25 protein-coding genes are annotated in these 26,036 nt (G+C 72.6%); 5 read left to right on the top strand and 20 right to left on the bottom strand.

The genetic code is table 11. The annotated features are described in order from the left end of the window. Window positions 1-158 precede the first annotated feature (158 nt). Window positions 159-1,946 carry a lysine--tRNA ligase gene (gene lysS / locus ABT106_RS21570; protein WP_351279729.1) on the bottom strand — a complete coding sequence of 596 codons (1,788 nt, stop codon included), beginning with the start codon at window positions 1,944-1,946 and terminating at the stop codon, window positions 159-161. 141 nt (window positions 1,947-2,087) lie between these two features. On the opposite strand from lysS, the gene argS reads away from it, so the two are divergent. Continuing rightward, window positions 2,088-3,857 (top strand): arginine--tRNA ligase, encoded by a 1,770-nt coding sequence (gene argS / locus ABT106_RS21575; protein ID WP_351279731.1) that lies wholly within the window; start codon window positions 2,088-2,090, stop codon window positions 3,855-3,857. A gap of 119 nt (window positions 3,858-3,976) precedes the next feature. Here argS and ABT106_RS21580 read toward each other — a convergent pair whose 3' ends face one another. Genes ABT106_RS21580 through ABT106_RS21590 form a run of 3 tightly spaced genes read right to left on the bottom strand, consistent with a single transcriptional unit; the run spans window position 3,977 to window position 7,589 of the window. Next, a complete protein-coding gene (locus ABT106_RS21580; protein WP_351279733.1) occupies window positions 3,977-5,230 on the bottom strand; it encodes an ABC transporter permease in 1,254 nt (417 codons plus the stop codon). After that, window positions 5,227-5,943, bottom strand: a complete 717-nt coding sequence (locus tag ABT106_RS21585) for an ABC transporter ATP-binding protein (RefSeq protein WP_351279736.1) — start codon at window positions 5,941-5,943, stop codon at window positions 5,227-5,229. The genes ABT106_RS21580 and ABT106_RS21585 overlap by 4 nt, the downstream gene beginning before the upstream one ends. Continuing rightward, on the bottom strand, window positions 5,940-7,589 hold the full coding sequence (locus ABT106_RS21590; RefSeq protein WP_351279739.1) for a peptidoglycan-binding protein: 1,650 nt from the start codon (window positions 7,587-7,589) through the stop codon (window positions 5,940-5,942). Before ABT106_RS21590 ends, ABT106_RS21585 begins: the two co-directional genes overlap by 4 nt. A 138-nt stretch (window positions 7,590-7,727) precedes the next feature. Here ABT106_RS21590 and ABT106_RS21595 point away from each other — a divergent pair, with 138 nt between their 5' ends. Then, entirely contained in the window at window positions 7,728-7,847 is a 120-nt protein-coding gene (locus tag ABT106_RS21595) for a hypothetical protein (protein ID WP_351279786.1), read from the top strand. Here the strand turns inward: ABT106_RS21595 and ABT106_RS21600 are convergent. The 8 genes from ABT106_RS21600 to ABT106_RS21635 form a co-directional block, all read right to left on the bottom strand. After that, window positions 7,819-7,995 carry a hypothetical protein gene (locus tag ABT106_RS21600; RefSeq protein WP_351279740.1) on the bottom strand — a complete coding sequence of 59 codons (177 nt, stop codon included), beginning with the start codon at window positions 7,993-7,995 and terminating at the stop codon, window positions 7,819-7,821. The two genes, ABT106_RS21595 and ABT106_RS21600, sit on opposite strands and share 29 nt — an antisense overlap. An 82-nt stretch (window positions 7,996-8,077) precedes the next feature. Continuing rightward, window positions 8,078-8,350 carry a DUF1876 domain-containing protein gene (locus ABT106_RS21605; RefSeq protein WP_351279743.1) on the bottom strand — a complete coding sequence of 91 codons (273 nt, stop codon included), beginning with the start codon at window positions 8,348-8,350 and terminating at the stop codon, window positions 8,078-8,080. Window positions 8,351-8,441: 91 nt separating this feature from the next. Further along, window positions 8,442-9,443 (bottom strand): porphobilinogen synthase, encoded by a 1,002-nt coding sequence (gene hemB / locus ABT106_RS21610; RefSeq protein ID WP_351279745.1) that lies wholly within the window; start codon window positions 9,441-9,443, stop codon window positions 8,442-8,444. A 200-nt stretch (window positions 9,444-9,643) separates the two neighbouring features. After that, window positions 9,644-11,314, bottom strand: coding sequence for a bifunctional uroporphyrinogen-III C-methyltransferase/uroporphyrinogen-III synthase (locus ABT106_RS21615; RefSeq protein ID WP_351279748.1), 1,671 nt, complete (start codon window positions 11,312-11,314; stop codon window positions 9,644-9,646). Further along, the gene (hemC, locus tag ABT106_RS21620; RefSeq protein ID WP_351279751.1) at window positions 11,311-12,312 is read right to left on the bottom strand and encodes a hydroxymethylbilane synthase; all 1,002 of its coding nucleotides are present in this window, start codon (window positions 12,310-12,312) and stop codon (window positions 11,311-11,313) included. The genes ABT106_RS21615 and hemC overlap by 4 nt, the downstream gene beginning before the upstream one ends. Beyond that, on the bottom strand, window positions 12,309-14,006 hold the full coding sequence (locus ABT106_RS21625) for a glutamyl-tRNA reductase (protein WP_351279754.1): 1,698 nt from the start codon (window positions 14,004-14,006) through the stop codon (window positions 12,309-12,311). Before ABT106_RS21625 ends, hemC begins: the two co-directional genes overlap by 4 nt. Next, the gene (locus ABT106_RS21630; protein ID WP_351279757.1) at window positions 14,003-14,812 is read right to left on the bottom strand and encodes a redox-sensing transcriptional repressor Rex; all 810 of its coding nucleotides are present in this window, start codon (window positions 14,810-14,812) and stop codon (window positions 14,003-14,005) included. Before ABT106_RS21630 ends, ABT106_RS21625 begins: the two co-directional genes overlap by 4 nt. 273 nt (window positions 14,813-15,085) lie before the next feature. Beyond that, window positions 15,086-15,364, bottom strand: coding sequence for a glutaredoxin family protein (locus ABT106_RS21635; RefSeq protein WP_351279759.1), 279 nt, complete (start codon window positions 15,362-15,364; stop codon window positions 15,086-15,088). A gap of 117 nt (window positions 15,365-15,481) precedes the next feature. Between ABT106_RS21635 and ABT106_RS21640 the strand changes: the two genes are divergently transcribed. The 3 genes from ABT106_RS21640 (at window position 15,482) to ABT106_RS21650 (ending at window position 19,110) form a co-directional block, all read left to right on the top strand. Continuing rightward, the gene (locus ABT106_RS21640) at window positions 15,482-16,474 is read left to right on the top strand and encodes an HAD family hydrolase (RefSeq protein WP_351279762.1); all 993 of its coding nucleotides are present in this window, start codon (window positions 15,482-15,484) and stop codon (window positions 16,472-16,474) included. 361 nt (window positions 16,475-16,835) lie between these two features. Continuing rightward, window positions 16,836-17,651, top strand: a complete 816-nt coding sequence (locus tag ABT106_RS21645) for an ECF subfamily RNA polymerase sigma factor, BldN family (RefSeq protein ID WP_351279764.1) — start codon at window positions 16,836-16,838, stop codon at window positions 17,649-17,651. A 247-nt stretch (window positions 17,652-17,898) separates the two neighbouring features. Next, the gene (locus ABT106_RS21650) at window positions 17,899-19,110 is read left to right on the top strand and encodes a DUF5667 domain-containing protein (protein WP_351279767.1); all 1,212 of its coding nucleotides are present in this window, start codon (window positions 17,899-17,901) and stop codon (window positions 19,108-19,110) included. Window positions 19,111-19,169: 59 nt separating this feature from the next. Here the strand turns inward: ABT106_RS21650 and ABT106_RS21655 are convergent, their stop codons facing one another. From ABT106_RS21655 to ABT106_RS21690, 8 genes are all read right to left on the bottom strand, one after another. Beyond that, a complete protein-coding gene (locus tag ABT106_RS21655; RefSeq protein ID WP_351279770.1) occupies window positions 19,170-20,162 on the bottom strand; it encodes a lysophospholipid acyltransferase family protein in 993 nt (330 codons plus the stop codon). Beyond that, window positions 20,162-21,250 carry an NAD-dependent epimerase/dehydratase family protein gene (locus ABT106_RS21660; RefSeq protein WP_351279772.1) on the bottom strand — a complete coding sequence of 363 codons (1,089 nt, stop codon included), beginning with the start codon at window positions 21,248-21,250 and terminating at the stop codon, window positions 20,162-20,164. Before ABT106_RS21660 ends, ABT106_RS21655 begins: the two co-directional genes overlap by 1 nt. A 101-nt stretch (window positions 21,251-21,351) precedes the next feature. Then, window positions 21,352-21,450: a 30S ribosomal protein bS22 gene (locus ABT106_RS21665; RefSeq protein ID WP_003948845.1), complete on the bottom strand. Its 99-nt coding sequence runs from the start codon at window positions 21,448-21,450 to the stop codon at window positions 21,352-21,354. Between the two features lie 150 nt (window positions 21,451-21,600). Beyond that, window positions 21,601-21,810 carry a helix-turn-helix domain-containing protein gene (locus ABT106_RS21670; RefSeq protein WP_008738568.1) on the bottom strand — a complete coding sequence of 70 codons (210 nt, stop codon included), beginning with the start codon at window positions 21,808-21,810 and terminating at the stop codon, window positions 21,601-21,603. Between the two features lie 114 nt (window positions 21,811-21,924). Then, window positions 21,925-22,755: a phosphatase gene (locus tag ABT106_RS21675; RefSeq protein ID WP_351279774.1), complete on the bottom strand. Its 831-nt coding sequence runs from the start codon at window positions 22,753-22,755 to the stop codon at window positions 21,925-21,927. A gap of 78 nt (window positions 22,756-22,833) precedes the next feature. Continuing rightward, window positions 22,834-24,003: an acetoin utilization protein AcuC gene (locus ABT106_RS21680; RefSeq protein WP_351279777.1), complete on the bottom strand. Its 1,170-nt coding sequence runs from the start codon at window positions 24,001-24,003 to the stop codon at window positions 22,834-22,836. Then, on the bottom strand, window positions 23,954-25,180 hold the full coding sequence (locus tag ABT106_RS21685; protein ID WP_351279780.1) for an MFS transporter: 1,227 nt from the start codon (window positions 25,178-25,180) through the stop codon (window positions 23,954-23,956). Before ABT106_RS21685 ends, ABT106_RS21680 begins: the two co-directional genes overlap by 50 nt. A gap of 43 nt (window positions 25,181-25,223) precedes the next feature. Then, window positions 25,224-25,877: an HAD family hydrolase gene (locus tag ABT106_RS21690; RefSeq protein WP_351279783.1), complete on the bottom strand. Its 654-nt coding sequence runs from the start codon at window positions 25,875-25,877 to the stop codon at window positions 25,224-25,226. Window positions 25,878-26,036: the final 159 nt, after the last annotated feature.

Below are 26,036 nucleotides of genomic sequence, written 5' to 3' on the forward strand. Positions count from 1 at the left end.
GTCGTGGCCCCCCCCCCCCCGCGGGGGGCCCCGGCCGGCCCGCCCCGGGGGGGGGCCCCCCCCCCCGGGGGGGGGCGGGCCCCTCCGCATGACGATGACACGGGCCGTCGGGCCGGCCACACGGCCGGACCGACGGGGTCAGACCGTGCCGGAGCGCGTCAGACCGCCAGCAGCCTGCGCACCCGGTCGGCGCCCACCGCCAGCAGCAGCGTGGGCAGGCGCGGCCCGGTCTCGCGGGTCACGAGGAGCCGGTAGAGCAGGGCGAAGAAGGTCCGCTGCGCGACCTTGAGCTCCGGGGTCGGCTTGGCGTCGGGCTCCAGCCCGGCCATGACCTTCGGCACGCCGTAGACGAGCGTGCTGAGCCCGTCGAGCGACCAGTGCGCGTCGAGTCCCTCCAGCAGCAGCCGCAGTGACTCACGGCCCTCGTCGTCCAGCGACGCCAGCAGCTCCGCGTCGGGCTCCTCGCGCACCAGGGTCCGCTGGTCGGCCGGGACCTGGGTGGTGATCCAGTTCTCGGCGCGGTCCAGGCGCGGCCGTACCTCGTCGAGGGAGGTCAGCGGCTGCGCCGGGTCCAGGTCGGTGAGGATGCGCAGGGTCTGCTCGTCGTGTCCGGCGGTGACGTCGACGACGGACGCGAGGGTCCGGTACGGCAGCGGCCGCGGGGTACGCGGGAGTTCGGCTTCCGCGGTGCGCACGGCGCGGGTGTGCGCGGCGGCGTCGGCGGGCAGCACGGTGCCGTCGGCGACCTTGGCCTCCAGCTTGTCCCACTCGTCGTACAGCCGCTGGATCTCCTGGTCGAAGGCGATCTTGAAGGACTGGTTCGGGCGGCGGCGCGCGTACAGCCAGCGCAGCAGCTGCGGCTCCATGATCTTCAGCGCGTCGGCCGGGGTCGGGACCCCGCCCTTGCTGGAGGACATCTTCGCCATGCCGCTGATGCCGACGAACGCGTACATCGGTCCGATCGGCTGCTCGCCGCCGAAGATGTGCACGATCTGGCCGCCGACCTGGAAGGACGAGCCGGGCGAGGAGTGGTCGACGCCGGACGGCTCGAAGACCACGCCCTCGTAGGCCCAGCGCATCGGCCAGTCGACCTTCCAGACGAGCTTGCCGCGGTCGAACTCGCTGAGCTTGACCGTCTCGGTGAACTGGTCCTCGGTGCAGACGTAGGTCATCTCGGTCGTCTCGTCGTCGTACGAGGTGACCTTGGTGAAGTCCTTGCCGCACGCGCCGCAGTACGGCTTGTACGGGAAGTACCCGCCCTCGCCGGTGCTGCCGTCGTCCTCGGCGGCCGCGCCGGAGCCCTCGGCGGCCTCCAGCTCGGCCTCGTCGGCCGGCTTCTGCTGGGGCTTCTTGCCGCCCGGCTTCTGCTTGGTGCGGTACTGGCCGAGGACGGCGTCGATGTCGCCGCGGTGCTTCATGGCGTGCAGCACCTGCTCGCGGTACGCGCCGGAGGTGTACTGCTCTGTCTGGCTGATCGGGTCGTACACGACGCCCAGCTCGTCCAGGGCGCCGATCAGGGCGGCCTTGAAGTGCTCGGCCCAGCTGGCGTACGGGGATCCGGCCGGGGCGGGGACGGAGGTCAGCGGGCGGCCGATGTACTGGCCCCACGAGTCGTCGACGCCCGGGACGCCGGCCGGCACCTTGCGGAAGCGGTCGTAGTCGTCCCACGAGATCAGGTGCCTGACCTCGATGCCCCGGCGGCGGATCTCGTCCGCGACCAGGTGCGGGGTCATGACCTCGCGGAGGTTGCCCAGGTGGATCGGACCGGAGGGCGAGATTCCGGACGCTACGACGAGAACCGGAGCGGTAGCGCCCGATGTCTCCGCGCCGGGTGCTCGGCGCTCCGCCTCGGCGATGACCTCGTCCGCGAAACGGGAGACCCAGTCGGTCTCGGTGCTGCTCTGAGCCACGACACGTCCTTCTACTCGAATGCTGGCTTCAGCCATTCTCCCAGACGGATCGGGCCGCTCCGGGGTTGCTCCCCGGCCCCATATCCAGAAGAACCGGCAGCGGCCCCGTGGGATACTCGGCACTTGTCGGAACACCCAAGTGCACCCACCGGCACCACCTCACAGGAACGGCAGCTCATGGCCTCGGTCCCTTCCCTCGCTTCTTCCGTCGAACAGCGCGTCGCGGACGCCCTCACCTCCGCCCTGCCGGAGGCCGGTGCCGCCGATCCGCTGCTGCGACGAAGCGACCGGGCCGACTTCCAGGCCAACGGCATCCTGGCGCTCGCGAAGAAGGCCAAGGCCAACCCGCGCGAACTCGCCACGACCGTGGTCGAGGCCATCCCCACCGGTGACCTGATCCGGGAGATCGAGGTCTCCGGTCCCGGCTTCCTCAACATCACGGTCACCGACCGGGCGATCGTCGAGACCCTCGCCGCGCGCGCCCTCGACGACCGCCTCGGCGTCCCGCTCGCCGAGAACCCGGGCACGACGGTGATCGACTACGCCCAGCCGAACGTCGCGAAGGAGATGCACGTCGGCCACCTGCGGTCCGCCGTGATCGGCGCCGCGATGGTGGAGATCCTGGAGTTCACGGGCGAGAAGGTGGTGCGCCGCCACCACATCGGCGACTGGGGCACCCAGTTCGGCATGCTCATCCAGTACCTGCTGGAGCACCCGCACGAGCTGGACCACAAGACGGACGCGGAGGTCTCCGGCGAGGAGGCCATGTCCAACCTGAACCGCCTCTACAAGGCGTCGCGCGTGCTCTTCGACTCCGACGAGGAGTTCAAGACCCGGGCCCGGGCCCGCGTGGTCGACCTCCAGGCCGGCGAGCCGCAGACCCTCGCGCTGTGGCAGCGGTTCGTCGACGAGTCGAAGATCTACTTCTACTCCGTCTTCCACAAGCTGGACATGGACATCCAGGACCCCGACGTGGTCGGCGAGTCCGGCTACAACGACATGCTCGTGGAGACCTGCAAGCTGCTGGAGGAGTCGGGCGTCGCCGTCCGCTCCAACGGCGCGCTCTGCGTGTTCTTCGACGACGTCAAGGGCCCGGACGGCAATCCGACCCCGCTGATCGTCCAGAAGTCCGACGGCGGCTTCGGCTACGCCGCGACCGACCTCTCCGCGATCCGCGACCGCGTCGGCTCGCTGAAGGCGTCCACGCTCATCTACGTGGTCGACGCCCGCCAGTCCCTCCACTTCAAGATGGTCTTCGAGACCGCCCGCCGCGCCGGCTGGCTGAACGACGAGGTCAAGGCCGTCCAGCTGGCCTTCGGCACCGTCCTCGGCAAGGACGGCAAGCCGTTCAAGACCCGTGAGGGCGAGACGGTGCGGCTGGTGGACCTGCTCGACGAGGCCGTCGAGCGGGCGACGGCCGTCGTCCGCGAGAAGGCCGAGAAGGTCGGCCTGACCGAGGAGGAGATCGTCGAGAACGGCCGTTACGTGGGCATCGGCGCGGTCAAGTACGCCGACCTGTCGACGTCCGCCGCCCGCGACTACAAGTTCGACCTGGACCAGATGGTCTCGCTGAACGGCGACACCTCGGTCTACCTCCAGTACGCGTACGCCCGCATCCGGTCCATCCTGCGCAAGGCGGGCGACCGTTCCCCCGCCGCCCACCCGGAGCTGGAGCTGGCCCCGGCCGAGCGGGCGCTGGGCCTGCACCTGGACCAGTTCGGCGAGCTGCTCGCCGAGGCGGCCGCCGACCACGCGCCGCACAAGGTGACCGCGTACCTCTACCAGCTGTCCTCGCTGTTCACGACGTTCTACACCGAGTGCCCCGTCATCAAGCCGGAGCCGGAGCTCGTCGTCGGCGAGAACCGCCTGTTCCTGTGCGACCTGACGGCCCGCACCCTCTCCACCGGCATGTCCCTCCTCGGCATCCGCACCCCCGAGAAGCTCTGACGCCCGCCGCACGACCAGCATGACCCGCGCGGAACGTACGGCCCCGGCAGCTCCTGCCGGGGCCGTACGGCTGCCGGAGCCCGTGCGGCTGCCGGAGCCCGTGCGGGGTCGCGGCCGGCTCAGCGCCGCAGGGCCTCCGCCGGCTGGATGCGGGCGGCGCGCCAAGCGGGGTACAGGCCGGCCAGGAGCCCGGTCACCAGGCCCAGCAGGGGCGCCGTCGCCACGGTGGCGGGGTGCACGACCGGGGTCCAGTCGCGGACCACGGCGACGCCCACCACGGTGAGCGTGCCCAGGGACGTGCCGACGAGCCCGCCCAGCGCCCCCAGGGCACCCGACTCCGCGAGGAACTGGGTGGTGATGTGGCGCCCCCGCGCCCCCAGCGCCCGCCGCAGCCCGATCTCGCCCGTCCGCTCCAGGACCGCGACCAGGGTGGTGTTGGCGATGCCGACGGCGCCGATGACCAGGCAGATCCCCGCCAGGATCAGGAAGAGCTGCTCCAGGTCGGAGGTGACCCCGGAGCGCAGGGTGCGCGGATCGGGCGGCGGTACGGCCTTCAGGTACTCGGGGTGGTCGGGCCGCAGCGCGGTCGGGGCGAGGTGGGCCACCTGCCGGGCGGCGCCCACCTCGGTCGCGACGAGCATGGTCGTGCCGCCGCCCTCGGGCACGCCCCAGATCTCCTCGGCGGTGGTGCGCGGCACCGCGACCGACAGGAGGAGCTCGGCCTTGCGCTCCACGTCCTCGATGATCCCGATCACGGTGAACGGCTCGGCGCCGATGAAGACGGCCGGGCGGGTGTCCAGCGTGGTGATGCCGAGGCGGGCGGCGGTGCCCGAGCCGAGGACGGCCACGCGCTGCCTGGTGCCGGAGTGGTACTCGTCGTAGAGGCGGCCCTGGGACAGCCGGGGGACGGCGGCGCGCAGCGCGCCCGGTGAGGCGGCGACGACGTCGGTGCGCTCGCCCCCGCCCGGGGCGCCGCCGACGGGTGCGGCGCGTACGCCGTCGGTGGCCGGGTCGAGGCGGACCGTGTAGAAGACGCCCGCGTGCCGGACCCCGCCCAGGCGTTCGACGCGGAGGTCGGCGTCCGCCGGGAATCCGGGTCCGGCGAACGGGTTCTGCTCGCGGGCCGTGTCCTCGACGGTCACCTCGGTGGCGGTGAGCAGGTTGAAGCGGCTGTCGATCTGGGACGAGGTGGTGGCCGTCAGGCCGAGGACGGCGACGAAGGTGCCGACGCCGAGCACCGTCCCGAGGGCGGTCAGCGCCGAGCGGGCCGGGCGCTGGAGGATTCCGGCGAGGGACTCGGAGAGGGTGTCGCGGACGGCGAAGCGGGAGGGCTCGATCGGTACCGCCGCCGTCCGGGACCGGCGCGGCCTCACGCGGGTGCCTGCTCACGCAGTACGCCGTCGCGGATGGCGACGGTCCGGCCGCCGTGCGCGGCGACCTCCTGGTCGTGGGTGATGACGAGCACGGTCATCCCGTCGGTGTGGAGTTCGTCCAGCAGGGCCAGGACGGTGTCGGCGTTGGCGGAGTCGAGGTTTCCGGTGGGTTCGTCGCAGAGCAGCAGCGACGGCCGGGCGACCAGGGCCCGGGCGATGGCCACCCGCTGGCGTTCGCCTCCGGACAGCCGGGAGGGGACCGCGGCGAGCCGGTGCCCGAGTCCGACGCGTACGAGCGCCTCGCGGGCGCGGGCGGGACGCTCCTTGCGGGGCACCCCGTTGTAGAGCATGGCGAGGGCGACGTTCTCCAGGGCCGAGCGGTGGGGCAGGAGGTGGAAGGACTGGAAGACGAATCCGATGCGGCGGCCGCGCAGGGCCGTCCGGTCGTGGTCGCCGAGGGAGCCGGTGTCGATGCCGTCGAGGAGGTAGCGGCCCTCGGTGGGGGCGTCGAGCAGGCCGACGATGTTGAGGAACGTCGACTTGCCTGAGCCCGAGGGGCCGACGACGGTGACGAACTCGCCGTGCCGGATGGCGAGGTCGCACGCGGTGAGGGCGGGTACCGGCGGCGGCCCCGGGTAGGTCAGGCCCGCCTGCCGGAACTCGATGACTGGGGGCGGGAGTTGGGGAGCGGACCGGAGCACGGCCGCACTCATGACCCGCCACCGCCCGTGCCGCTGTTCTGCTTGGTGCTCTGCTTGGTGCTCTGCTTGCCGTTCTGCTTGCCGTTCTGCTTGCCCGCGGCGCCCGGGCTGACGCCGGTGACCACCGAGTCCCCGGCGGCGAGGGCGCCGTCGCCGGTGGGCCGGACCTCGACGTAGCCGTCGCCGGTGGTGCCGGGCCGGACCTCGACGCGGCGCTGGGTGCCCGTACCGTCCACCACGGTGACGGTGGTGCGGCCGTCGGCTCCGGCGGAGACCGCGGAGACCGGGACGACGAGCGCGTCGCCGTCGGTGGCCGCGGCCTCCACGGTCAGCCGTACGTCCTGGCCCACGAGCGTGGTGTCGAGCGGCGCGAGCGGGCGTACGAGCATCTCGTACCCGGCGGGCCCGCCCGGGGCGGGGGCCTGCTGGCCCTGCCCCTGGCCGCCGGTGGCCCCGCCGTTCGGCGCGGCGGGCCGGGCGGACTGCGGGGTGTCCGCGACCGACAGGACCTCGGCCGCCGCCGTGAGCCCGCTGACCTCGGAGAGGATCTCGACCTTCCGGCCGGCGCGCACCAGGCCCTTCTGGTGCTCCTGGAGCTGTCCGCGCACGACCAGCGCGCCCGCGGACAGCGACAGCGCGGTACCGCTGACGGGGGACCCCGGGCGGACGGCGACCGAGTCGGCCCGCGCGGGAAACGACTCCAGGAAGACGACCTCGCCGGCCGGGAGCATCGGCCCCGCCGCCGCGCGGGCCTCGGTGAGGCGTTCCCGGGCCTTGCGCAGGTCCTCCGCGGCGCGGTTCACCACCCGCGCGGCCTCCTGGCCGGCGGCCTTGGTGCCCCCGGAGCCCTTGCCGCCCGGGCCGGGCGGCGCGGTACCGGGGCCCGCGGGGGCCGCCGTGCCCGCGGCTTCGGCGGCGCGGGCGGACCGGGCGTCCTCCAGGGAGCGTTCGCCGGAGGTGACCGCGTCCTCGGCGGCCCTGACCGCCTCGCCGCGGTCGGCGACGGCGGGCAGCGGGTCGTAGCCGATCGAGCGGTAGAAGGAGCTGAGCGCCGCCTTCGTACCGACGCCGAACGTGCCCGCCCGGTCCGGGCCGGTGCCGTGCCCGAGCCCGGACAGGGCCTTCTGCACCTGCTTCACGTCGTCGCCGGTGGCCCCCGGCTTCAGGTCCCGGTACACCGGCAGGCCGCCGGGCAGCGCGAAGACCGGCCGCCCGGACACCTCCAGGAGCACCTTGCCCGCGTCGACCCGGTCGCCCTGGCGTACGGCGACCTTGGTGACCACGGGGGCGGCGGCACCCTCCCCGCCCGCGACCGTCGGGGTGACCTGGACCGACTGGGCCGAGGTGACCGTGCCGCGCACGATGACGGTGTCCCGCAGGACGCGCTTCTCGACCCGGGCGACCAGGACGTCCAGGGGCGGCGGCCCGGCCTCCGCCGCGGTCTGCGCCGGCGACTTGATCACCTGCGAGGCGGCCACCCCGGCCCCGGAGAGCAGCACCGCGCCCACCGCCACGGCCGCCACCCAGGCCCGGCGCCGGGACATGCCGACGGACTCCCCGGCCCCCTCGACCGCCTCCACAGGTCCCGCGGTCGCCAGGTCCCCGGTCCGGGAGCCGGTCTCCTTGACGGCCGCGGATCGGGCCCATCGAGATGGCACAGCATGCCTCCCAAGCAGCTTGTATGACCGACACCCTAAGTCAACGCCCCCCAATCACCCTGTGATCAGCGACAGTTGTCAGCCACCCCCGACGCGCGGCCGCCTACGAGCGGCGAAGAGGGCGACGTCTGCGTCGAGGTGGCCCGCTGCGCGCAAACCGTCCACGTCCGGGACAGCAAGGTGAGCGGCGGGCCCGTCCTGGACCTCGCTCCCGGCGCCCGGGCGGCCCTCACGGAGTGGACGGCGGGGACCCGTTGATCCGGGTCGCCAGGCCGTCCAGGACGCGGTCCAGGCCGTGGCGGAACTGGAAGTCCGGCTCGCCGGAGCCCGTGAACGCGTCGGAGTCCAGCAGCCGCGTCACGGCCGTGGCCGTGGCGCTCTCCGCGGCCCTGTTCGCCCGCCGCACCCGCTGAACCGCGGGCCGGCTCCCCACGGGGGTGGGAGCCGGCCGCCGGTTCAGCGGTTCAGCGGTTCAGCGGTTCAGCGGTTCAGCGGTTCAGCGGATGAGAATGCCGCCCGGTCGCCTGATCGATCTCGGTGTGGGCCTTCTGCAGCATCTGCGACGCGAGGTCCATGAGCGCACGGGCACCCGCGATCTCCTCCCCGACCCTCAGCTGCTCCGGGTCGGAAGGATGGCGCATGGCGTAGCCGCGCGCCCTCATCTCGGAGCCGTCCCCGAGCCTGACCAGGGCCGCCGCACCCGTGCGGTCGCCCTCCTCGGTGAATTCGAGCTCCACGTGCCAACCGACGAGTGTGGACACGGTGCACCACCTCCAGGGGCTCGCCCTCCCCCCAGCGTGCGCCCCGCCACCGCGCCCCGCGAGCGGGCCGGGCGGTGGTGAGGGCGCCCGCTCAGCGCGCCTCGCGGAGCCAGCCCGCCACCTCGGTCGCCCAGTACGTCAGGATCGTGTCCGCGCCCGCCCGCTTGATGCCGAGCAGGGTCTCCAGGATGGCCCGCTCGCGCTCGATCCAGCCCTTCTCCGCCGCCGCCTCGACCATCGCGAACTCTCCGCTGATCTGGTAGGCCGACACCGGCACGTCCACCGCCTGCGCCACCCGGTACAGGATGTCCAGGTAGGGCCCGGCGGGCTTGACCATCACCATGTCGGCGCCCTCCTCCAGGTCCAGCGCCAGCTCCCGCAGGGACTCCCGCGCGTTCGCCGGGTCCTGCTGGTAGGTCTTGCGGTCACCCTGGAGCGAGGAGCCCACCGCCTCGCGGAACGGCCCGTAGAAGGCGGACGAGTACTTCGCCGTGTACGCCAGGATCGACACGTCCTCGTGGCCCGTCTCGTCCAGCGCGTCGCGGACCACCCCGACCTGGCCGTCCATCATCCCGCTCGGCCCCACCATGTGGACGCCCGCGTCGGCCTGGACCTGCGCCATCTCCGCGTACCGCTCCAGCGTCGCGTCGTTGTCGACGCGCCCGTGCTCGTCCAGGACCCCGCAGTGCCCGTGGTCGGTGTACTCGTCCAGGCACAGGTCCGACATGATCACCAGGTCGTCGCCGACCTCGGACCGCACGTCGCGGATCGCGAGCTGCAGGATCCCGTCCGGCTCGGTGCCCGCCGTGCCCCGCGCGTCCTTGTTCTCGTCCGCCGGGACCCCGAACAGCATGATCCCCGAGACGCCCGCCGCGACCGCCTCCGCGGCCGCCTTGCGCAGCGTGTCCCGCGTGTGCTGGACCACGCCCGGCATCGCCGAGATCGCCAGGGGCTCGCTGATGCCCTCCCGCACGAACGCCGGCAGGATCAGGTCCGAGGGGTGCAGCCGGTTCTCCGCGACCATCCGCCGCATCGCCGGGGTGGTGCGCAGCCGGCGGGGCCGGGAGCCGGGGAAGGATCCGTACGCGCTCATTGTCAGTCGCCTCTTCGAGCATCGAGAACAGTCGCGCCCAGCGTAGGGCCCGAGCACACCCCGCCCCAGCCGGCCCGGTCCCCGCCCCGGCCGCCTCGGTCCCCGCCCCGGCCTGCCCAGCCCCTCCCGGCCCCGTCCCCGCACCGCGAAGGGCCCGGACGCGCGGCGCGTCCGGGCCCCCCGTCACTGCTCCCGACCGGTCAGGTCGTACGGCGCCTGCGCGCCCCCGGCCGCCGCTCGCTCGGCCGGAACACCGTCTCGCCGGCCTCCTTGGCCGCCTCGCGGCGCGCCGCGCCGTACTCGGCGAGGGCCTCCGCCAGCTTCGACACCGACGGCTCCGGCGACAGCACGTCCACGCGCAGCCCGTGCTCCTCCGCGGTCTTGGCCGTCGCCGGCCCGATACACGCGATGACGGTCACGTTGTGCGGCTTGCCCGCGATGCCGACCAGGTTGCGGACGGTGGAGGACGACGTGAACAGCACGGCGTCGAAACCGCCGCCCTTGATCGCCTCGCGCGTGTCCGCCGGCGGCGGCGACGCGCGCACGGTCCGGTAGGCCGTGACGTCGTCGACCTCCCAGCCCAGCTCGATCAGCCCGGCGACCAGCGTCTCGGTCGCGATGTCGGCCCGCGGCAGGAACACCCGGTCGATCGGGTCGAAGACCGGGTCGTACGGCGGCCAGTCCTCCAGCAGCCCGGCCGCGGACTGCTCGCCGCTCGGCACCAGGTCCGGCTTCACGCCGAACTCCACGAGCGAGGCGGCGGTCTGCTCGCCCACCGCGGCGACCTTGATGCCCGCGAAGGCCCGCGCGTCGAGCCCGTACTCCTCGAACTTCTCCCGCACCGCCTTCACGGCGTTGACCGAGGTGAAGGCGATCCACTCGTAGCGACCCGTGACCAGGCCCTTCACGGCCCGCTCCATCTGCTGCGGGGTCCGCGGCGGTTCCACGGCGATGGTCGGCACCTCGTGCGGCACCGCTCCGTAGGAACGCAGCTGGTCGGAGAGCGAGGCGGCCTGCTCCTTGGTGCGCGGTACGAGCACCCGCCAGCCGAACAGCGGCTTCGACTCGAACCAGGCCAGCTCGTCGCGGCGCGCGGCGGCGCCGTGCTCACCGACCACGGCTATGACCGGCCGGGCGCCCTCGGGCGACGGCAGCACCTTGCCCTGCTTGAACACCTGCGCGATCGTGCCCAGCGTCGCGCACCAGGTGCGCTGCCGCGTGGTCGTACCGGCGACGGTCACCGTCAGCGGGGTGTCGGGCTTGCGCCCGGCGCCCACCAGCTCGGCGGCGGCCGCCGCCACGGTCTCCAGGGTCGAGGAGACGACGAGTATGCCGTCGCTCGCTCCCGCCTCGGTCCAGCAGCGCGCCGAGGCGGTCCGGGCGTCCACGAAGCGCACACCGTTGCCGTCGCCCCGCTCCCGCAGCGGCACACCGGCGTACGCGGGCACGCCCACGGCCGTCGGAATGCCGGGCACGACCTCGAAGGGGATGCCCTCGGAGGCGCAGACGAGCATCTCCTCGGCCGTGTTGCCGTCGAGCCCGGGGTCACCGGTGACGGCTCGCACGACCCGCCTGCCGGAGCGTGCGGCCTCCATGACAAGATTGGCCGCGTCCCGGATCACCGGGACCCCGGCGGCTGCTGACTTCTCGTCAGCTACCGTCAGCTGTGGCGTGTCGACGTTGACGCGCGCATGCGCGCGCACGACATCGAGCACATCGGGCTCCGCGATCAGCACGTCCGCGGCGGCCAGCGCCTCGACGGCGCGCAGCGTCAGCAGACCCGGGTCGCCGGGGCCGGCACCGAGGAAGGTGACGTGTCCGTGGGCGGCGATGCCCGCAAAAGCGGAGGTGGTGGGACGTGTGGGGCTCACGCTCGCTCCCCCATCAGACCGGCCGCGCCCTTGGCCAGCATCTCGTCCGCGAGTTCGCGGCCGAGCGCCATGGCCTCGTCGTACGACTGGGGCACGGGTCCGGTGGTGGACAGCTGCACCAGCGTCGAGCCGTCGAGGGTTCCGACGACGCCGCGCAGGCGCATTTCATGGACAGTCTGACCGTCGGCGAGGGGGTCCCCCCACTCGAGCGGAGCCGAGAGTGGGGGAAGGTCGGCGAACGCCCCGACGGGGGCGCTGCAGCCGGCTTCCAGCCGGGCGAGCAGGGAACGTTCGGCGGTGACCGCGGCCCGCGTGTACGGGTCGTCGAGCTCGCCGAGCGCCGCGATCAGGTCCGCGTCGGACGCGAGGCACTCCACGGCCAGGGCTCCCTGGCCGGGCGCGGGCAGCATGCCGTCGACCGGCATCAGCTCGGTGGCCTCGTCGCCGCGGCCGATCCGGTTCAGTCCGGCGGCGGCCAGCACCACGGCGTCGAGCTCGCCGGCGCGCACGAACCCGATGCGGGTGTCCACGTTGCCGCGGATCGGCACGGTCTCGATGCGCTTGCCCAGCGACAGCGCCAGGTGGTTCAGCTGGGCCGTCCGGCGCGGCGAACCGGTGCCGATCCGGGCGCCGTCGGGCAGCTGCTCGAAGGTCAGGCCGTCGCGGGCGACGAGCGCGTCCCGGGCGTCCTGGCGCTGCGGCATCGCCGCGATCACCAGGTCGTCGGGCTGCGCGGTCGGCAGGTCCTTCAGCGAGTGCACGGCGAAGTCGACCTCGCCGCGCACCAGCGCGTCGCGCAGCGCGGTGACGAAGACCCCGGTGCCGCCGATCTGCGCGAGGTGCTCGCGCGACACGTCGCCGTAGGTCGTGATCTCCACGAGCTCCACGGTCCGCCCGGTGACCGCGCGGACCGCGTCGGCGACGTGGCCCGACTGCGACATGGCCAGCTTGCTCCGCCGCGTACCGAGCCGCAGCGGCTGGTCGGGACGTGTGTTCATGATGCCCGTCCTGGGTCGTCGTCGTTCATCGGATCGGCCGCGTCTGCCCGGCTGACGGATGCCACCGTCTGCGGGTCGAGGTCGAAGAGTTCGCGCAGCGCCTCGGCGTACCCGGCGCCGCCGGGCTCGCTCGCGAGCTGCTTGACGCGCACGGTCGGCGCGTGGAGGAGCTTGTCGACGACACGGCGCACGGTCTGGGTGACCTCGGCCCGCTGCCGGTCGTCGAGGTCGGGGACCCGTCCGTCGAGCCGGGCCACTTCCATGGCCACGACCTCGGCCGCCATGGCGCGCAGGGCGACGACGGTGGGCGTGATGTGCGCGGCCCGCTGCGCCGCCCCGAAGGCGGCCACTTCCGCGGCCACTATCGCGCGCACGGCGTCGACGTCCGCGGCCATCGGGGCGTCGGCGGAGGTCTCGGCGAGGCTTTCGATGTCGACGAGCCGTACGCCGGGAACCCGGTGGACGGCCGCGTCGATGTCGCGCGGCATGGCCAGGTCGAGCAGGGCGAGCCGTACGGCCGTCCCGTCGCCGAGCGCGCGGGCGCTCTTGCGGGGCTGCCGCTGAGCGGCGGCCTCGCCCTGGTCGGCCCAGGTGCCGTGCAGTTCGAGGGCGCTGGCGTCGACCCCGGTCAGGGCGGCCCGGCCGTCGCCGGCGGGCGCGTCCAGGCCCAGCGGGCACCCGTCGGGCTCCGGAGCGGCGGCCAGGGTCCGTACGGCACCGGCGTCGGCCAGCCGTCCTCCGTCACGGGCGGCGGCAGCCAGCCGCGCCACGACCTCGGGGTCCAGCCCGGCGGGGCCGGGGCCCGCCGGCGCCTGCGGCTCGGGGTCCGGCACGGCGGTCGGGGCGAAGGCCCCGGCGCCCTGGGACACGGCGGCGAGCACGTCGTCGGCGGTCAGCACCAGCCCGGTCGCGCCCGTGCAGGACACGACCACGTCGACTCGTGTCAGCTCCTGCGGCACGGACCACATCGGGACGGCCGAAGCCCGCACCCCGGTGCCCGAGGCAACCAGAATCTCGGCAAGCCGCTCCGCCCGGTCGACGGTCCGGTTGGCCACCACGATCTCGGCGATGCCGACCCGTGCCAGCGTCGCCGCCGCGAGCGAGGACATCGACCCGGCACCGATCACCAGCGCCCGCTTGCCGGCCGCCCACTGCGTCACCGGCGTCTTCACCGCGAGCTGCTCCAGCCCGAAGGTGACCAGCGACTGCCCGGCCCGGTCGATCCCGGTCTCCGAGTGCGCCCGCTTGCCGACGCGCAGCGCCTGCTGGAACAGGTCGTTGATCAGCCGGCCCGCGGTGTGCTGCTCCTGCCCCAGCGCCAGCGCGTCCTTGATCTGGCCGAGGATCTGGCCCTCGCCCACGACCATCGAGTCCAGCCCGCACGCCACCGAGAAGAGGTGGTGCACCGCCCGGTCCTCGTAGTGCACGTAGAGGTAGGGGGTGAGCTCCTCCAGCGCGACGCCGCTGTGCTGCGCGAGCAGCGTGGACAGCTCGGCGACACCGGCGTGGAACTTGTCCACGTCCGCATACAGCTCGATGCGGTTGCAGGTGGCGAGCACCGCCGCCTCCGTCGCCGGCTCGGCGGCGAGGGTGTCGTGCAGCAGCTTGACCTTGACGTCCGCGGACAGCGAGGCCCGCTCCAGGACGCTGACGGGTGCGCTGCGGTGGCTCAGCCCTACGACGAGCAGACTCATGCCGGCATCACCGCCGGGACGTCGCCGTCGGGGTTGCCCTTGCGCGCGACGGCGGCGGCCCGTCCGGCCGGCGGCACCACGGCCGCGGCGGGGGCGGCGCCGCCCACGGAGGACGCCTCGGCGGCCGCGGCGGCGGCCGCGCCCTCCCCGGCCTTGCGCTGCTCGTGGAAGGCCAGGATCTGGAGCTCGATGGAGAGGTCGACCTTGCGCACGTCCACGCCCTCGGGCACGGACAGCACGGTCGGCGCGAAGTTGAGGATCGAGGTGACGCCGGCCGCGATCAGCCGCTCGCTGACCTGCTGGGCCGCACCGGCCGGGGTCGCGATGACCCCGATCGAGACGCCGTTGTCCTCGATGATCTTCTCCAGCTCATCGGTGTGCTGGACGGGCATCCCGGCGACCGGCTTGCCGGCCATCGCCGGGTCGGCGTCGATCAGCGCGGCCACCCGGAACCCGCGGGACGCGAAACCGCCGTAGTTGGCGAGGGCCGCGCCCAGGTTGCCGATGCCGACGATGACGACCGGCCAGTCCTGGGTCAGCCCGAGCTCGCGGGAGATCTGGTAGACGAGGTACTCGACGTCGTAGCCGACGCCGCGCGTACCGTAGGAGCCGAGGTAGGAGAAGTCCTTGCGCAGCTTCGCGGAGTTGACTCCGGCGGCGGCCGCGAGCTCCTCGGAGGACACCGTGGGCACCGATCGCTCGGAGAGCGCGGTGAGGGCGCGCAAGTACAGCGGAAGCCGGGCGACAGTGGCCTCGGGAATACCTCGGCTGCGGGTCGCCGGTCGGTGAGTTCGGCCAGTTGCCACGATGCTCCTGCGGGATGAGCGGGGCTGCAGGCGGCCACTTGTCCCAGGACCGCCCCGTCGACAGCAGGCTATGCCTTTGTGAACGCGTGCACAAAGATTGTGTCCGCTTTGTCCGAGCAAAGTGACCGGGGTCACGCGCCCCCGGAGCGGAACCCCGGAACCGGCGGCACGCCGAACCCGTTCAAAACCAGAAGGGGGCAAAACCGTACACACTCCTCACAGATACGCGCCCTAGCCCCCATAAAACGCCCACGATGGTAACCGTGAAGTGGTTCAGCCTCCCAACGCCCGCCGCAGCCGGTCCGGGTTCACCCTCCAGAAGGTGTGCTGCTCGCCGTCCACCAGCACCACCGGAATCTGCTCCCAGTGCAGCCGGTAGAGCTCCTCGTCCTGCGAGATGTCCTTCTTCTCCCACCGCGCGCCCGTCTCGGCGCACACCTGCTCCACCACCTGCTGGGCGTCGTCGCACAGGTGGCACCCGGGCTTCCCGATGAGCGTCACCACCCGCTCACCGGGGCTCTTCTTTTCCTTGCGGCGCAACAAAGGGCTCATGCCCCCATTCTCCCGCGCCCCCGCCCCGCCCCGGCGTCACGGGGACGCCCCGCGGAGTTCACGCCTGCGCATCCCATCGGTTCGGGAACTCCCGAACACAATGGCTATGCTCGCGTCATGGCCGCTCTGGGATGGCTCACCCCCCGTAGGCGCTCCGCGACCGCGCGGAGCGTGCTGGCAGGCGAGGCTTCGGCCGAGGCCGCCCGCAAGACCGCTCTGGCCGACACCCCACCGCTGACCGGCCCCGAAAGGGAAGCGCGCGAGGAGGCCGAGGCGCTGGCGCGAGCCGAGGCGCGCGAACCCCAGGAGCCGGCCGAGCCGGAGTTCCCCGTCGCAGGGGACGACCTCGCCGCGGCCTTCTTCGACCTCGACAACACCGTCATGCAGGGCGCCGCCATCTTCCACTTCGGCCGCGGCCTCTACAAGCGCGCGTTCTTCCAGCGCCGCGAACTCGCCCGCTTCGCCTGGCAGCAGGCCTGGTTCCGCCTCGCCGGCGTCGAGGACCCCGACCACATGCAGGACGCCCGCGACAGCGCCCTGTCCATCGTCAAGGGCCACAAGGTCTCCGAGCTGATGGCCATCGGCGAGGAGATCTACGACGAGTACATGGCCGAGCGGATCTGGCCCGGCACCCGCGCCCTGGCCCAGGCCCACCTCGACGCCGGCCAGAAGGTGTGGCTGGTGACCGCCGCCCCCGTGGAGACGGCCACGATCATCGCCCGCCGGCTCGGCCTGACCGGCGCGCTCGGCACGGTCGCGGAGTCCGTCGACGGCATCTACACCGGCCGCCTCGTGGGCGAGCCGCTGCACGGCCCCGCCAAGGCCGAGGCCGTCCGCGCCCTGGCCGCCGCGGAGGAGCTCGACCTCGCGCGCTGCGCCGCGTACAGCGATTCGCACAACGACATCCCGATGCTGTCCCTGGTCGGGCATCCGTACGCGATCAATCCCGACACAAAACTGCGCAAGCATGCCCGCACCCACGACTGGCGGCTGCGCGACTATCGGACCGGCCGCAAGGCCGTGAAGGTCGGCGTCCCGGCCGCCGCCGGAGTCGGCGCGATCGCGGGCGGCGCGGCCGCCGCCATCGCCCTGCACCGCCGCCGCAAGTAGCGGCCCCGGGCCCCACACCGGCCCCGCCCCGCTCCCGCCGCCCCCGCGGCCGGCCCCCGGGCATTCGCTCACCTCTACCCCCGCCCCCGGCGCGGCACTCCGGCGCGCCCGACTCGGTCGCGAGCCATCGGGCAAGCCGCCATTCCGCGCATCCAACCGATCAAGAACCGATCACCAACAGCGACCGAATATGCCCTGGACACGCAACAGAAGTGTCGGAACCGGTGATTTGAGCAACTGGGTGTAGCACTGCCTGTACGAAGCGTTATTCTCCTCAAACGCATGCCACCGATCATCTGTCGCTACGACGGGTGAACGGTCCCGCACTGCACGTGATGGAAGCTCTGCCTCTGGGAGTCCCGTGTACCCACCTGTCGGGGTTGACGCCTCGGGCCTGGCTACGCTGCGCGCGACGGTCCTCGACCACCTGCGCGGCTTCGTCCCCACCGCGTACGCCGTCCCCGCCTTCGCCGCCGCGGTCCCTGCCGGCTTCGGCCCGGCCGGTCCTTGCTATGCCCTGACCGACGGCGGCGCGACGGTGGGCAGACGCGGCCGCGCGGCCGGGGGCTCGAACGGCGCCGCCGGCGCGAGCACTCAGGCCACCCACCGCCGCCCCACCGCGGACAGCGACCAGGCCCGCATGATGGACCTGGTCGAACGTGCCCAGGCCGGCGAAGCCGACGCCTTCGGCCGCCTCTACGACCAGTACAGCGACACGGTCTACCGCTACATCTACTACCGCGTCGGCGGCAAGGCGACCGCGGAGGATCTCACCAGCGAGACCTTCCTGCGCGCGCTGCGCCGCATCTCCACCTTCACCTGGCAGGGCCGCGACTTCGGCGCCTGGCTCGTGACGATCGCCCGCAACCTGGTGGCCGACCACTTCAAGTCCAGCCGCTTCCGGCTGGAGGTCACCACCGGCGAGATGCTCGACGCGAACGAGGTCGAGCGCAGCCCCGAGGACTCCGTCCTGGAGTCCCTCTCCAACGCGGCCCTGCTGGAGGCCGTGAAGAAGCTCAACCCGCAACAGCAGGAGTGCGTGACCCTGCGCTTCCTGCAAGGGCTCTCGGTAGCCGAAACGGCCCGCGTGATGGGGAAGAACGAGGGCGCCATCAAGACGCTCCAGTACCGGGCGGTCCGCACCCTCGCCCGGCTCCTCCCCGACGACGCCCGCTGACCCCCCTCACAGACGACCCACCCCATCAACACGACCCCCATACATCCGGTGACCCCTCGATGACGCTGTGGTCCGATCATCCTTCGTCCGTAACCCAAGTGCCGCGACGCTCGTTGTGCGGAATGCAGGCTCCCTGTGGACACGCCCTACCCGAAGCCGCTCACTCGAAAGTGTGGATGTGCTCAAGGAAGGCAACCTTCCGGACACCTTGGGGAGTCGATCGTCATGACGAGAGGAGGTGCCGCCAGTGATCGCGAACGTGACCCCGCACCGGCGGGCGAACGCCTTCGCCCAGGCCCTGGAGGATCGGACCCCGTCCGATGCTCCGGAACCGGACCCGGCGGCCGAGCAGTCCCAGGCACCTGCCGAACCTGCCGACCACGACCGGCTATTGGCCCTGGCGAGCGTGCTCGGCGAAAGAATGCCGCGCCCAGTGCTGGACCCCCAGGTCAAAGTGGTGCAACGAGCCCAGCTCGTCGCCGCCATGGAGGCCATGGTGCTGGAGGAGAGGGCCGGGGGCGGTGCCGCCCCGGACCCTCTGGTGCCCGAACAGCGGACCGGCCGCGGCGCCCACCGGGCGACCTCGCTCCGGAAATTGCGGCCCCGCTCCCGCTGGTCCAAGGGCATCGCGGCAGGCGGCCTCACCGTGGGTGTGGCCGCAGGGGCCTTCAGCGGAGTGGCCGCTGCCAGCACGGACGCCCTGCCCGGTGATTCCCTGTACCCGATCAAACGGGGCATGGAAGACCTGAAGCTGGGGATGGCCGACGAGGATTCGGACCGGGGCGAGCTCTATCTCGACCAGGCGTCGAACCGCCTCTCGGAAGCCCGCAGGCTGATGGAACGGGGCAGGACCGGCGTACTGGACCACGAGTCCCTGGGCGAGATCCGCCGAGCACTGGCGGGCATGAAACACGACGCGGAGCAGGGCCACCGGCTTCTCCAGGCGGCCTACCAACGGGACGGCTCGCTCGGCCCGATGCAGACGCTCTCGTCGTTCTCCCGCTCCCACCGGGACGCGTGGGGCCGGCTCAGGGAGAAGCTCCCGGTACAGCTCACGGACGTGGGCGGTGAAGTGGAGGGCGTCTTCCAAGCCATAGACGAAGACGTCGCGCCGCTCCAGGGCCTGCTCCCCAAGCCCCCCGAGCAGAGCAGGGGGCCCGGCTCGTCCGGTGCCCCGGCGAAGCCCGGCACCCCCAGCGGCAGGCAGCAGCCCGCCCCCGCCCCGGACATCCCGTCCGACAGCAGCCCCGCGCCGTCCCCCTCCGGGAGCAGCGCCAAGCCGCAGCCGACGGGAGGGCTCCTGGGAGGTACGGGCGACCTGCTCACCCCGCCCACGGGACTGCCCACCGCGCCCCCATCGGCCGGAGTCCCGGAGCACCTGGGGCCGGACATCACCCTCCCGCCCCTGCTCCCGGGCATCCTCCCGGGCCTGGGCATCGACGCGGAGGACGCCGAGTAGCGCGCGTGAACGCCGGCGGGGCGCATCCAGCCCCGCCGGCGTTCACGTATGCCCGGCCGTCAGAAGAAGACGGACCGCCGCTGCACCAGCAGGCGGTACAGCGTGTGCTGGATCTGCTCCCGCACCTGATCCGTCAGGTTGAACATCAGCATCGGATCCTCGGCGGCCTCCGCCGCGTACCCGTCCGTCGCGATCGGCTCCCCGAACTGGATCGTCCACTTCGTCGGCAGCGGCACCGCCCCGAGCGGCCCCAGCAGCGGGAACGTGGGAGTGATCGGGAAGTACGGGATCCCCAGCAGCCGCGCCAGCGTCTTCGCGTTGCCGACCATCGGGTAGATCTCCTCCGCGCCCACGATCGAACACGGCACGATCGGCGTCCCCGCCCGCAGCGCCGTCGACACGAAACCGCCGCGCCCGAACCGCTGCAGCTTGTACCGGTCTCCGAACGGCTTCCCTATCCCCTTGAAGCCCTCCGGCATCACGCCGACCAGTTCCCCGGCCTCCAGCAGCCGCTGCGCGTCCTCCGCGCAGGCGAGCGTGTGCCCGGCCTTGCGCGCCAGCTCGTTCACCACCGGCAGCATGAACACCAGGTCGGCCGCGAGCAGCCGCAGGTGCCGCTGCGCCGGGTGATGGTCGTGCACCGCGACCTGGAGCATCAGACCGTCCAGCGGCAGCGTCCCCGAGTGGTTCGCGACGATCAGCGCGCCGCCCTCCTTCGGGATGTTCTCGATGCCCTTGACCTCGACCCGGAAGTACCTGTCGAACAGCGGCCGCATCAGGGACATCAGGACCTGGTCCGTCAGCTCCTTGTCGTAGCCGAACTCGTCGACCTCGTATTCCCCGGTGATCCGCCGCCGCAGGAACGACAGACCGCCGGCCACCTTCCGCTCCCAGCCCGCCCCGGCGGGCCGCTCCGCCACCGGCTCCAGGAGCGGTACGACGGCCTCCACGGGCGGCTCGGAAGGCGCCGGCGGAGCCGCCCGCACCCGCCGCCCCGAGGGACGCCGGCGCGGCCGGTCCTCGCCGAACGGAATGACCTTGGCATCCGCCACTATCGCTTCGCTCCTTCAGCCACGTCGACATCGACTTCGACCTCGACGTCCGAACCGTCCACGTTCAGCATCCCAGCCACCCGGTCCACGGCACGCGCCACCCGCTCCGGCGGCAGCAGCCCGCTGCCCCGGCTCCGTGCGAAGTCGGCGAAGGTCTCGGCGGTCGTGTACATCGGCTCGAAGCCGAGCACCTCCCGCATCTGCGTGGTCTCCACGACCCGGCCGTGCGTGAGGAGCCTGATCTGCTCCGGCGAGAAGTCCGTCACCCCCACCGCCCTCAGCGCCGACCCCACCCACCTCACCGCGGGCAGCAGCAGCGGCAGCGTCGGCCGCCCCAGCCGCCGCGAGCACTGCGACAGCAGCAGCACGCCGTCACCCGCGATGTTGAAGGTGCCGCTGTTCAGCGTCCCCCGCCGCGGCTCCCCCGCCGCCAGCCGCAACACGTCGAGCACGTCGTCCTCGTGGACGAACTGGAGCCGCGGGTCGTAGCCCAGCACCGTCGGCATCACCGGAATGGAGAAGTACTCGGCGAGCGCCGAGTCCGCGAAGGGCCCCAGGATGTTCGCGAAGCGCAGCACGCACACCGCGACGTCCGGCCGCCGGCGCGCGAAGCCCCGTACGTACCCCTCGACCTCGGCCGCGTCCTTGGCGAAGCCGCCCGCGGGCAGTGACTTGGGTTCCGTGGTCTCGGTGAAGACGGCCGGATCCCGCGAGGTGCCCCCGTACACACTGGTACTGGACTTCACCACGAGCCGCCGGACCGTCGGGGACTTCTGGCAGGCCCCGAGGAGCTGCATCGTCCCGATGACGTTCGTTTCCTTGACGTTGCTGTGCGCGCCGCCCGTTCCCGCGCCGCTCCCGGTGACCGCCAGATGGACCACCGTGTCCACGGCGTGCTCGGCGAGCACACGGGCGATCGCCGACTGCCTGATGTCCGTACGGACGAACTCGGCCGACCCGAGCCGGTGCGGCGGCGCCACGGCGTCCACCGCGATCACCCGCTCGACCTCCGGATCACGCTGGATGCGGCGCACGAAGCGGCCCCCCAGCTGCCGAGACGCCCCGGTGACCAGTACGACCTTCCCCACGAGCTCAGCGCCTCCCTAGTCGGAACAACCTGCCCCCGGCTGCACCGCAGCCCCCCCACCAGGATGGTGGGGGGGCTGCGGAAAACACGTACAGCTACCGTCTACTTCTTGTTACGGCGCTGAACGCGGGTGCGCTTGAGCAGCTTGCGGTGCTTCTTCTTAGCCATCCGCTTGCGCCGCTTCTTGATAACAGAGCCCACGACTACCCTCGCTCACTTCTCGGAACATCCCCGCGCTAGCGGGGAACGGTGCGGGGCGTCTGGGCCCACACGACCTACGTCGGCTTAGCCTACCCGCCCGAGCTCTGAGCCTGTAATCCACCTGCTTCCGAGGGGTCCGGGGCATCAGTCTCAGGCCGACTCCACCCCCACATAGGACTCTCGGAGGTACTCGTGAACCGCGTTTTCGGGGACCCGGAAGGACCGGCCCACCCGGATCGCGGGCAGATGACCGTTGTGCACCAAGCGGTACACGGTCATCTTCGACACTCGCATCACCGAGGCGACCTCCGCCACGGTCAGGAACTGAACCTCGCTGAGAGGCCTCTCGCCAGCAGCCATGACCCACCTTGACCTTCCGCGCATGACGGGCACCGGCTTCCCCTCCGGTTACTCCTCGTCGTCGCACGCTCACTCCCCAGAGTAGGGGCGCGTGATACGAGTGGGGAAGAGGAGCTACAGCCACTCCTGGCGCACCGGCAGCCCCGCACGGTCGAGCACGTACCGGCTGAGGGGTCCGTAGTAGTCCGCGCGCACCGCGTCATCAAGCGGAACGGCCACCGCGACCCGGCCCTCGGCCTCCCCCACGAACAGCGCGGGATCGTCCGTATCCGCCAGCCCGATCGCCTCCACACCGAGCTGACCTGCACCGCAGACCCATCCGTGATCGCCCACCACCAGCTCCGGCAGCGGCCCCCCGGCCTCCGCCAGGGCCCCCAGGGCGATCCGAACCGGCAGGGGCGAATGGGAGTGCGCGCCGGTCGCACTCCCGGGCTCCCGCGCGCCGGGGTCCCGCACCAATGCGACCCCCCGTACGTAATCGATGCAGTGCGTGCGTACGCCGAACCGGGTCGTCATGTCGACACTCACCCCCCGCGCCGGACTGAGGACATCACAGCCCGCCGCCGACACCGCGGCGGCCAAGGTGGCGTAGAAGCCCAGGAGCCGGTGCGGGTGCCCCGTCCCGAACAGCACCGGGGACCCGGCCCGTACCGCCTCCGACAGCCGCGCCGCGAAGGCTTCCAGCGCCGCCAGCGTCCGTTCCGGATCGATCACGTCCGGCCCGCTGACGTGGGCCGGATCCGCCGAGACGCCGCACTTGCGCGCCATCAGCCCCAGCAGGTCACCCTCGCCCCAGCCCCGCTCCGGGTCCAGCCCCAGCAGCACCCGCGGATCGCGCGCCGCGAACAGCCGGTAACTGCGCAGGCTCTCCTCCCGAGAGGTGGCGACGGGCCCGGCCAACCGGGCGGCCAGCAGATGCGCTCGCAGCGCGCCGGTGCTCAACACCCCACGATGCTCCCCCAACACATCTGGCCGCTCATCAATTCCGGCGTTCCGCCCCACAGTTGGCGTAACGATGCATCGTCAGGTCAGCATTCCCCGCAGCGGGAACACCGCACGCCGGGTCGCCAGCACCGCCTGGTCGATCCGGTCCGCCGGGTCGTAGCCGCCCTCCCAGTCCCGCCACACCGGCTCCCGCCCGTCCGTCATCCGGGACGGCGCCAGCTGCCGCGTCCGCGCGTACACCTCGTCCCGCCACGACGCCGGGACCGCCGACTCCGGGTCGACCGGCCGGTGCCCGGCGATCGCCACCAGATGGGTCCACGACCGCGGTACGACGTCCACCACCGCGTACCCGCCGCCGCCGAGCGCCAGCCACCGCCCGCCCGCGTGCTCGTGCGCGAGCCGGTGGCACGCCTCCTGGACCGCCCGCTGGGCGTCCAGGGACACCGCCAGGTGCGCGAGCGGGTCCTCGAAGTGCGTGTCGGCGCCGTGCTGCGTCACCAGCACCTGCGGCCGGAAGTCCTCCAGCAGCTCCGGCACCGTCGCGTGGAACGCCCGCAGCCACCCCTCGTCCCCGGTGCCCGCCGGCAGCGCCACGTTGACCGCCGACCCCTCGGCGGCGGCGCCACCGGTCTCTTCCGGCCACCCGGTCTGCGGGAACAGCGTCCGCGGGTGCTCGTGCAGGGAGACGGTCAGCACCCGCGGGTCGTCCCAGAACGCCGCCTGCACCCCGTCCCCGTGGTGGACGTCCACGTCCACGTACGCGACCCGCTCGGCCCCCAGCTCCAGCAGCCGGGCCACGGCCAGCGCCGCGTCGTTGTACACGCAGAACCCGGCCGCCGACCCGGGCATCGCGTGGTGCAGCCCGCCGGCGAAGTTCACCGCGTGCTCCGCCTCCCCGCGCCACACCGCCTCCGCGCCCGCCACCGACTGCCCGGCGATCAGCGCGGACGCCTCGTGCATCCCGGGGAACGCCGGATCGTCCATGGTCCCCAGCCCGAAGGACCCGTCGGCCGAGCCGGGGTCGGCGGACACCCCCCGCACCGCGGCGACGTACTCCTCCCGGTGCACCAGCCGCAGCGTCGAGTCACCGGCCGCCCGGGCCGCCCGTACGTCCATCACCCGGTCCAGCCCGAAGGCCCGGACCAGGCCCATGGTCAGCGCCAGGCGCACCGGATCCATCGGATGGCTCGGTCCGAAGTCATACTTCGTTACCGCCTCGTCCCACATCAACAACCCGCGGCCGCTCATGCCCGACACCGTATCGGGCGTCGCCGGAACCGAACGAGCGGGCGTAGAACAGTGTCACCAGGACCAGCACCATCGGCACGAGCATCGCCCCCCGGTAGCTCCAGGCGTCCCCGACCGCCCCGACGAGCGGCGACCCGATGAGGAATCCCACGTAGTTGAAGATGTTGAGCCGCGCGATCGCCGTGTCCGAACCTCCCGGGAACAGCCGGCCCGCCGCCGCGAACGTCTGCGGCACGATCACGCACAGCCCGAGTCCCAGCATCGTGAACCCGAGCATGCCCACCCACGGCCCGGGCGCGGCGGCCACCACCGCGAATCCGCCGGCCGCCACCACCGTCCCCCCGCGCACCACCGCCGCGGCACCGAACCGCCGCACGCCCAGATCCCCGACGGCCCGCCCGATCAGGGTGGTCACCATGTAGACGTTGTACGGGACGGTCGCCAGCTGCTCGGAGCTGCCCAGCACGTCCTGGAGGTACTTGGCACTCCAGTTCGCCACCGTCGAGTCACCGATGTACGCGCACGCCATCACCAGGCAGAGCGGCAGCAGCAGCTTCTTCCCGGCGTTCGCCGGGCCCCCCTCCTTCTCACCGGGGGCACCCGGGGCCTCGGGCCGCGCGTCCACGTAGTACCGGCTCACGACCAGGACCAGCGGCAGCAGCACGACGACGGGCGGCAGGTAGCTCACGAACAGGCCCAGATGCCAGTGCGCCCCGGCCCAGGCGGCAGAGGCACCGACGATCCCGCCCAGGCTGTACGCGGCGTGGAACCCCAGCATGATGCTGCGCCCGTACGCCCGCTGGAGGCTGACCCCGAGCATGTTCATCGAGGCGTCCAGCGCACCCACCGACAGCCCGAACACCCCCAGGGCCACCGCCACGTGCCACAGCTGCGTCCCCGTCCCGACCCCCAGCAGGGACAGCAGGACCACGGGCTGCGCCCAGCGGAGCACCACGCTGGGCGCGACGCGCTTCACCAGGTGCTCGGCGGCGACGCTCGCCGCCCCGGCCAGGATCGGAACGGCGGCGAGGAAGGCGGGCAGCAGCCCGTCGGATATCCCGTACCGGTCCTGGATGCCGGGGATCCGGGTCACGAGCAGTGCGAAGGCGACGCCTTGCGCGAAGAAGCTGAACCCCAGGGCGCTGCGCCCGCGCCGCAGCCGTACGTCATCCGTCATGGCGGCACAGCGTAGGCCCCGGGGCTACCCGTGGGTAGAGCGATCACACGGGCAGTTGCAGAAGCCCCGGGAGCTGCTTCATGTCCCCGAAGTACCCGGTCGCGCCGGGCAGCCGCTCGGCGGGCATCATCCCGGTGAACCCGTACACGTCCATGCCCGCGGCGAGCGCGGCCCGCACGCCGAGCGGGCTGTCCTCGACGACGACGCAGCGCGCCGGCTCGACGCCCATGGCGCGGGCCGCGTGCAGGAACAGGTCGGGGGCGGGCTTGCCCTGGCCGACGTCCTGCGAGCTGAAGAGCCACTCGTCCTCGAACCACTCGTCGAGCCTGGTCACCCGGTGCCCGACGCGGATCCGGTCGTGGCTGCCGGAGGAGGCCACGCAGTAGCCGACCCCTTGTTCGACGAGCCCATTGAGCACTTCCTCGACCCCGGGGACGGGCCGCAGCTCCCGCTCGAACGCGGCGAAGGTCCGCGCGTACAACGTCTCGTCGAAGTCGTCCGGGAGCCGTTGGCCGGTCCGCTCGAGCACGAGGTCGTGCACCCGGTGCACGGCGCCGCCCATGTAGTCGTGGAGCGATTCCTCGTAGGAGGTCGGGTGCCCCAGTTCGGTCAGGTACCCGGCGAGGATGCTGTTGGCGAGCGGCTCGCTGTCCACCAGCACGCCGTCGTTGTCGAAGATGACGAGGTCGTAGCCCATGACCCAACCCTACGAGCCGTCAGCCCGGATCGGCCTCGACCCCATGCCGGGCATACGGTGGAGTCTGGTCCGGAACGCAGAAAAGCCCCGCACCATAAGGTGCGGGGCTTTCCCACAATAATTGTTCGGCGGCGTCCTACTCTCCCACAGGGTCCCCCC

This window comes from Streptomyces sp. NPDC002044 (genome assembly GCF_040296725.1).
Lineage (GTDB): Bacteria > Actinomycetota > Actinomycetes > Streptomycetales > Streptomycetaceae > Streptomyces > Streptomyces antarcticus.